This is a genomic window from Arthrobacter sp. 2YAF22_2, assembly GCF_052114645.1.
GTDB lineage: Bacteria > Actinomycetota > Actinomycetes > Actinomycetales > Micrococcaceae > Arthrobacter.
Window position 1 is genome coordinate 1 of record NZ_JBFRFD010000693.1, and the last position, 1,492, is coordinate 1,492.

The window sequence follows — 1,492 nt, forward strand, 5'->3', positions numbered from 1 at the left end:
AGGTGCCCTTGGCGAGGACATACCTATCGCGGAAGTCCGCCACCATGTACACGTCCACGCCCTGGGGTGGTTCGGCGTTGCTCGCAAACGTGTGCCAGCTCCCCCGCCCGTTCACCGTGGACGCTGTGACCCCGTCCAACAGCAGGTTGCCCTGACCGTGGCGTGTGGTGCGGGTGCCGGTGCGAGCGCGGAAGGCTTCGATGAGCTGGTCCACCCCGAAGAACTCCCCGCCCGTGCTGGCATAGTGGCAGTCAGGGGTGAAGAGGTCCCGCAGCGAGTCGTATTCCTTCAGGTCAAGTGCCCAGGCGAACCTCGCATTGAGATCGCCAATGGCGGCGCGATCCTCCGGAGTCAAAACTGTCACCGGCACTCCACGGGGTTGGAGAGCACCCCGATCCCCTCGATTTCAACTGCCACGGAGCCGCCCACCTTTGCGAGGTCGAGGTTCTGCACGGCGCCTCCCTTGGCGGACCGGCGCAGTGCCGTACCCATGGCGATGACATCACCTGGTTCCAGCGCAAGGTACTCGGAGGCGAAGGCGATAACCTGGGCCACGCTAAAGCGGAGGTTGGCGGTGTTATCGTCCGTCACCACGCGGCCGTCGTGGCTGCACGTGATGCGGAGCGCGTGCGGGTCCGGGATATCCTCGGYCGTTGCGACCCAGGGACCGAGCGGCCCGAAAGTGTCAGATCCCTTGTACCGGGCAGGGTAGCTCACCCAGCTATCCACGTATCGGACACCCTCGGGTTCTTCCGTACTCGGATGGATCGCCCGGTAGTGGAAGGTATCCGTATCGCGCATGGTTGGCGAGGTGATGTCGTTGAGGATCGTGTAACCGAAGACGTGTTTCAGGGCGTCGTCCTCTGCGATGTCGGCCCCGCCGGTGCCCACGACCACGGCGAGCTCCGGCTCGGGATGAACCCGCCCATAGGAAGGCTTCGTGACAATCGGCTTGCCGTGCCCCACCAAGGAGGAGGACGGCTTGACGAACATCGCGGGAGTGTCCGGACCGGACATGATGCGATCGGGGTTCGCGCTGTTGTTGAGCGCGACGCAGAGGATCTTGCCGGGCCGGACCACCGGCGGCAGCCAGGACAGCCCGGCGGATGGCAGCCGTTGCCCGCTGCGCAAGGCCTCGGCGGCCGCCGCCCGCCACGTGGCCTCGTCTGTCTGCACTACTTCGTCCACGCTGCTGAAGCCCGGCAAGACAGCCACCTCGTGCTCGCCTGCTTGTAAGACGACGGCGCTGCCTCCGGGGCGTTCGATGGTTCCCAGTTTCACTTCGCGTCCTCTCGGCAAACTGGCACTAGTGGTCCCGCAGTCGGTGGAGGATGCGCGCCCGCGCCTCGGCAAAACGCGGGTCCGCCTTGGTTTCGACCTGGTCGCGATGGTCGCCGAACCCGGTCTCGATGACGTCCACCACGGTGGCGGGCTTCTCCGCCAGGACGATCACCTTGTCCGCCAGGTACAACGCTTCGTCGATGTCGTGTGT

Annotated in this window: 2 protein-coding genes and 1 pseudogene; all 3 read right to left on the reverse strand. The window is 65.5% G+C overall.

Annotated features, from left to right (window positions below; all coding sequences use genetic code 11):
* On the reverse strand, window positions 1-364 hold a 364-nt coding region (locus AB4Y86_RS18740; protein ID WP_441403639.1), incomplete at its 3' end, for a nuclear transport factor 2 family protein.
* Window positions 361-1,281: a fumarylacetoacetate hydrolase family protein gene (locus AB4Y86_RS18745; RefSeq protein ID WP_441403640.1), complete on the reverse strand. Its 921-nt coding sequence runs from the start codon at window positions 1,279-1,281 to the stop codon at window positions 361-363. The genes AB4Y86_RS18740 and AB4Y86_RS18745, both read right to left, overlap by 4 nt.
* A gap of 25 nt (window positions 1,282-1,306) precedes the next feature.
* Window positions 1,307-1,492: pseudogene (locus AB4Y86_RS18750) on the reverse strand (ABC transporter ATP-binding protein); the annotation flags it as partial.